This window comes from Kitasatospora sp. NPDC001539, from assembly GCF_040298565.1.
Lineage (GTDB): Bacteria > Actinomycetota > Actinomycetes > Streptomycetales > Streptomycetaceae > Kitasatospora.
Genome location: NZ_JBEPAK010000337.1, coordinates 1 through 6,188 on the forward strand (window position 1 = coordinate 1; position 6,188 = coordinate 6,188).

The window sequence follows — 6,188 nt, forward strand, 5'->3', positions numbered from 1 at the left end:
GGAGGCATCCTCCCGCGCCGGGCCGGACCGGTCACCCTCGGATTCGCCGTGGTGCCACTGCTGAATCCCTCCCTCGGCTGTTCTCGGCTGTCCCGGTCACTTCTGCTCGTCGAGCGCCCTGTTGAGGAGGACGACGTTGACGCCCTCCTGGCCGAGGAAGCCGAGCGAGCGGCCTTCGGTGTACCTGGCGATCAGCTGGTCCAGCTTGTCGGCCGGCAGGTTGCGCTCCCTGGCGACCCGGTTGACCTGCTCCTTGGCGTAGGCGACCGAGATGTGCGGGTCGAGGCCGGAGCCGGAGGCGGTCAGCGCGTCGGCCGGCACGCTCGCCGGGTCGACGCCGTCGAACGCGGCGACGGCGGCGCGGCGGTCGTTGACGGCCTTCAGCAGGTCGTCGCTGTTCGGGCCCTGGTTGGAGGCGCCCGAGTTGTCGCCGGCGTAGTTGTTGGCGGAGGGCCGGGGCTGGAACCACTTCGGGTCCGGCTTGGGCTCCTCCTTCGGGTCGTCCGGGTTGGCCTTGGGCAGGTCGAAGTTCTGGCCGAGCAGGCTGGAACCGACCTCCTTGCCGTCGGCCTTCACGATCGAGCCGTTGGCCTTGTCACTGAACGCGACCTGGCTGATCCCGGTGACCAGCAGCGGGTAGGCGATCCCGAGGATCACCGTGAGCACCAGCAGCGCGCGCAGCGCGGTGGCGTGGGTGCGGACGGTCGTCGGCAGGGGCTTGGACATGGTGTTCCTCTCCTTCCCCGCGTCAGCCGAGGCCGGGGATGAACTGGACGATCAGGTCGATCAGCTTGATGCCGACGAACGGCACCACCAGCCCGCCGAAGCCGTACACCCCGATGTTGCGCCGGAGCAGTGAACTGGCGTCCGCAGGGCGGTACTTCACGCCGCGCAGGGCGAGCGGGATGAGGCCGATGATGACCAGGGCGTTGAAGACGATCGCCGAGGTGATCGCGGACTGGGGGCTGTGCAGGCCCATGATGTTGAGGTGGCTCAGGCCCGGGTAGACCCCGGTGAACATCGCGGGGATGATCGCGAAGTACTTGGCCACGTCGTTGGCGATGGAGAAGGTGGTCAGCGCGCCGCGGGTGATGAGCAGCTGCTTGCCGATCTCCACGATCTCGATCAGCTTGGTCGGGTTGGAGTCGAGGTCGACCATGTTGCCGGCCTCCTTGGCCGCCATGGTCCCGGTGTTCATCGCGACACCGACGTCGGCCTGGGCGAGCGCGGGGGCGTCGTTGGTGCCGTCGCCGGTCATCGCGACCAGCTTGCCGCCCTCCTGCTCCTTCTTGATCAGGGCCATCTTGTCCTCGGGCGTGGCCTCGGCGAGGAAGTCGTCCACGCCGGCCTCCTCCGCGATCGCCCTGGCGGTCAGCGGGTTGTCGCCCGTGATCATGATGGTCTTGATGCCCATCCGGCGCAGCTCGTCGAAGCGCTCGCGCATGCCCTCCTTGACGACGTCCTTGAGGTGGATGACGCCGAGGACGCGGGCGGGGGCGTCGCCGACCTTCGTCGCCACCACGAGCGGGGTGCCGCCCGCGGCGGAGATGCCGTCGACCAGGGTGGACACCTCGTCGGTGACCCGGCCGCCGTTCCCGGTGACCCAGTTGGACACGGCTGCGGCCGCGCCCTTGCGGACCTGGTGGAGCCCGTCGGCCTCGTCGAGGTCGACGCCCGACATCCGGGTCTGGGCGGTGAACGGGACCCATGTGGCATGGGCCAACTCGCCCTGGGCGCGGGCCCGCAGGCCGTACGCCGTCTTGGCCAGGACCACGACCGAGCGGCCCTCCGGCGTCTCGTCCGCGAGGGAGGACAGCTGGGCCGCGCCGGCCAGCTCGTCCGTGGAGACGCCGCTCACCGAGAGGAACTCGGCGGCCTGGCGGTTGCCCAGGGTGATGGTGCCGGTCTTGTCGAGCAGCAGGGTGTTGACGTCGCCGGCGGCCTCGACGGCACGCCCGGACATCGCCAGCACGTTGCGCTGCACCAGCCGGTCCATGCCGGCGATGCCGATCGCGGAGAGCAGCGCGCCGATGGTGGTCGGGATCAGCGCCACGATCAGGGCGACCAGGACGATCATCGACTGCGGGGCGCCCGCGTAGGTGGCCATCGGCTGGAGCGTGACGACCGCGACCAGGAAGACGATGGTCAGCGAGGCCAGCAGGATGTTGAGCGCGATCTCGTTCGGCGTCTTCTGCCGGGCGGCGCCCTCGACCAGGGCGATCATCCGGTCGATGAACGACTTGCCGGGCTCCGAGGCGATCTTCACCACGATCCGGTCGGACAGCACCTTCGTGCCGCCGGTGACGGCGCTGCGGTCGCCGCCGGACTCCCGGATGACCGGGGCGGACTCACCGGTGATCGCCGACTCGTCGATCGAGGCGACGCCCTCGACGACGTCGCCGTCGCCCGGGATGATCTGTCCGGCCTCCACGACGACGTGGTCACCGAGCCGCAACGCGGTACCGGGCACCTCCTCCTCGGCCTGGCTCTTCGGCCAGTCCAGCAGGCGACGGGCCTTGGTCTCCGTCTTGGTCTTGCGCAGGGTGTCGGCCTGCGCCTTGCCGCGGCCCTCGGCGACGGCCTCCGCCAAGTTGGCGAACACCGTGGTGAGCCAGAGCCACACGGTGATCGCCCAGGCGAACACCGACGGGTCGGCGATCGCGGAGACGGTGGTGACCACCGAGCCGACCTCGACCACGAACATGACCGGGTTCTTGACCATCACCCGGGGGTCGAGCTTGCGCACGGCGTCCGGCAGCGAGGAGACGATCAGCTTCGGGTCGAGCAGACCGCTGGAGACTCTGTGCGGCACGGCGGCGGTCCCGGCCTCGTCGGCCGGTGCGGGGTTGAGCGTGGAGGTGGACATCAGGAGAGACCTTCCGCGATCGGCCCGAGAGCCAGGGCCGGGAAGTAGGTGAGGCCGACGACGATCAGGACGACGCCCGACAGCAGCCCCACGAACAGCGGCTTGTGAGTGGGCAGGGTGCCCGGGGTGGCCGGGACCGGCTGCTGCTGTGCCAGGGAACCGGCCAGCGCCAGCACGAACACCATCGGCAGGAAGCGGCCGAACACCATCGCCAGACCGAGCGCCGTGTCGTACCAGTCGGTGTTGACGGTGATGCCCGCGAACGCCGAACCGTTGTTGTTGGCGGCGGAGGTGAAGGCGTACAGCACCTCCGAGAAGCCGTGGGCGCCCGAGTTCAGCATCCCGGCCCGCTCACCCGGCAGCGCCATCGCCGCACCCGTACCCACCAGCACGATCGCCGGCGTGGTCAGGATGTACAGCGAGGCGAACTTCATCTCCCGCCCGCCGAGCTTCTTGCCCAGGTACTCCGGGGTGCGCCCGACCATCAGACCGGCCACGAACACCGCCACGATCGCCAGCACGAGCATCCCGTACAGGCCCGAACCCACACCGCCCGGCGCGATCTCGCCCAGCATCATGTTGAAGACCGTGACACCGCCGCCCAGCGGCGAGAACGAGTCGTGGAAGGAGTCCACCGCACCCGTCGAGGTCAGCGTCGTCGACGCCGCGAACAGCGAACTGGCGGCGATGCCGAAGCGCTGCTCCTTGCCCTCCATCGCCGCGCCCGCGGCCTGCAGCGCGCCGCCGTGGTGCTGCGACTCGAAGAAGGTGATCAGCGCCACCGAGGCGACCCAGAAGAGCGCCATGACGGACGCGATGGCGTAGCCCTGGCGGTTGTCGCCCACCATCCGGCCGAAGGTCCGCGGCAGCGCGAACGGGATCAGCAGGATCAGGAAGATCTCCAGCCAGTTGGTGAAGCCGGTCGGGTTCTCGAAGGGGTGCGCCGAGTTGGCGTTGAAGAACCCGCCGCCGTTGGTGCCGAGCTCCTTGATGACCTCCTGCGAGGCCACCGGGCCGCCCGGGATCCTCTGCACGCCGCCCGTGAGGTCGGCCACCTCGTGGAAGCCGTGGAAGTTCTGGATCACACCGTTCGCCACCAGCACGAGCGCGAACACGATCGAGATCGGCAGCAGCAGGCGCAGGTTGATCCGCACCAGGTCGACCCAGAAGTTGCCCAGCCGGTCCGTCCGGTTGCGGGTGAACCCGCGGATCAGCGTCGCCACGACGGCGATGCCGACGGCCGCGGAGACGAAGTTCTGCACCGCCAGTCCCGCCATCTGCACCAGGTGGCCCATCGCGGACTCGCCGGCGTAGGACTGCCAGTTGGTGTTGGTGACGAAGGAGATCGCGGTGTTCCAGGCCTGGTGGCCGGCCATCTGCGGGACACCCAGGTTCAGCAGCAGGTAGCCCTGGAGGCGGACCAGGCCGTACAGGAAGAGGACGGAGACCGCCGAGAAGGCCAGCACCGAGCGCAGGTACACCGACCACCGCTGATCGGCGTCCCCGTCGACACCGATCACCTTGTAGATGCCGCGCTCGACTCTGAGGTGCTTCGAGGTGGTCAGGATCCGGGCGATGTAGTCGCCCAGGGGGCGGTAGCACAGGACCAGCGCGCCGACGAGGGCGAGGGCCTGCAGCCAGCCCGCGAGAGTGGAGCTCATGTCAGAACTTCTCCGGGTAGATCAGCGCGACGACGAGGTAGCCGACGAGAGCGACGGCCACGACCAGACCTGCGACGTTCTCGGCGCTCACAGCTTCTCCACCCCCCGCGCGATCAGGGCGATGACGGCGAACACGGCGACCGTGACACCGACGTAGATGAGATCGGACATGGGCTCCACCAGCGTGGTTTCGGGAGATGCCGCGGACGGGACCGGAGGGCTCCGCGGCACCGGCGGACGGCCGGCAGAGGCAGCAAATCAGCCGTCAAGGGCGCGTACGGGAGCCCCTGACGCCCTCCATACGGGTGACGGCCCGGCCTTGACGGGGCCTTGACGCGCACCGCGCCCGGGCGAGCCGCCGCCACCGAACACGGGCGGCCGAGGGCGGCCGAGGGCTGGTTCCCGGGGACCGGCCTCTCGAGCCGACCGGGGTACGGCGGGGGGTGAGCCGACGCGGTGGGATTGGGCCGGAGCGAGAAGGCGTCCGGACATGCGTCGGGCCCCGGCGCGAGGCGGTCGCGCCAGGGCCCGTGGACCGCACGACGGCCTGGACTGCTGGCGGGGGTGGGCGAGCCGTTGTCCCGGCGGGCGCCGGTTGGGAAGACGATCAGCTCAGCAGAAGGACTCCCACCCCCGGACCACCCACTCTGCTGCCTGCTCGACGTAATTGCAAGCAATGCGCAATAACCCGCGCCCATGTCGCGCAGGGAAAACAGAACAGGCCCTGATTTGCGTTTCCGCAGATCAGGGCCTGTTCTCTATCCTGTGGCTGGTGCAGGGTTCGAACCTGCGTAGCTTTCGCGACAGATTTACAGTCTGCTCCCTTTGGCCGCTCGGGCAACCAGCCAGGATGTTCGCCGCCCGGGGGGCTGCCCCGTTCGACGTGGTAAACCATACCTGATGCCAGGGGGTGGTTCGCCACTCGATAGGGCGCCCGACGATCAAGGAGCGCCGCGCGGCTGTCGCGGGCAGTGCCCGGGTGGCGCTGGATAGGCTGGGGCGGCGGTCGTCCGGTGAGGCGGGCCGTGCCAGTGAAGCCAGAGCATCAAGGAGACCAACACCCATGGCCGACTCCAGTTTCGACATCGTCTCGAAGGTCGAGTGGCAGGAGGTCGACAACGCGATCAACCAGACCTCCCGCGAGATCGCCACCCGTTTCGACTTCAAGGGCGTCGGCGGCGAGATCAGCCGCTCCGGCGAGAAGATCGAGATGAAGGCCAACGGCGAGGAGCGCGTCCGGGCCATCCTCGACGTGCTGCAGACGAAGTTCATCAAGCGCGGTCTGTCGCTGAAGGCTCTGGACGCCGGCGAGCCCCAGCTCTCCGGCAAGGAGTACAAGATCTTCGCCAACGTGAAGGAGGGCATCTCCACGGAGGATGCCAAGAAGGTCGCGAAGATCATCCGGGACGAGGGCCCGAAGGGCGTCAAGGCCCAGGTCCAGGGCGACGAGCTGCGCGTCAGCTCGAAGAGCCGCGACGACCTCCAGGCCGTCCAGGCCCTGCTCAAGGGCAAGGACCTGGACTTCGCGATCCAGTTCGTGAACTACCGCTGACGCCCGTCCGGGCGTCCGGATCGGTCGGCCGGTCGGACGGCGATCGGACGGTCGGCCGGTCGGACGGCGATCGGACGTGTCGGCGTACGGACGGACGCGGCGTACGGAT

Annotated in this window: 5 protein-coding genes and 1 tRNA gene; 1 reads left to right on the forward strand and 5 read right to left on the reverse strand. The window is 69.1% G+C overall.

Going from position 1 to position 6,188, the window contains the following annotated elements:
- Positions 1–96: 96 nt before the first annotated feature.
- The 5 genes from kdpC to ABT247_RS30915 all read right to left on the reverse strand — a co-directional run bounded on the left by kdpC (position 97) and on the right by ABT247_RS30915 (position 5,374).
- Positions 97–726 (reverse strand): potassium-transporting ATPase subunit KdpC, encoded by a 630-nt coding sequence (gene kdpC / locus ABT247_RS30895; RefSeq protein ID WP_350749215.1) that lies wholly within the window; start codon positions 724–726, stop codon positions 97–99.
- 22 nt (positions 727–748) lie between these two features.
- Complete coding sequence (gene kdpB / locus ABT247_RS30900) at positions 749–2,866, reverse strand: potassium-transporting ATPase subunit KdpB (protein WP_350749218.1); 2,118 nt, start codon at positions 2,864–2,866, stop codon at positions 749–751.
- Positions 2,866–4,527 (reverse strand): potassium-transporting ATPase subunit KdpA, encoded by a 1,662-nt coding sequence (gene kdpA, locus ABT247_RS30905; protein WP_350749221.1) that lies wholly within the window; start codon positions 4,525–4,527, stop codon positions 2,866–2,868. The genes kdpB and kdpA overlap by 1 nt, the downstream gene beginning before the upstream one ends.
- Position 4,528: 1 nt before the next feature.
- Positions 4,529–4,618 (reverse strand): K(+)-transporting ATPase subunit F, encoded by a 90-nt coding sequence (gene kdpF / locus ABT247_RS30910; protein WP_350749223.1) that lies wholly within the window; start codon positions 4,616–4,618, stop codon positions 4,529–4,531.
- A 675-nt stretch (positions 4,619–5,293) separates the two neighbouring features.
- Positions 5,294–5,374: transfer RNA gene (locus tag ABT247_RS30915), tRNA-Tyr, on the reverse strand.
- A 216-nt stretch (positions 5,375–5,590) separates the two neighbouring features.
- On the opposite strand from ABT247_RS30915, the gene ABT247_RS30920 reads away from it, so the two are divergent.
- Entirely contained in the window at positions 5,591–6,079 is a 489-nt protein-coding gene (locus tag ABT247_RS30920; RefSeq protein WP_350749226.1) for a YajQ family cyclic di-GMP-binding protein, read from the forward strand.
- The last annotated feature ends 109 nt before the right edge of the window (positions 6,080–6,188 follow it).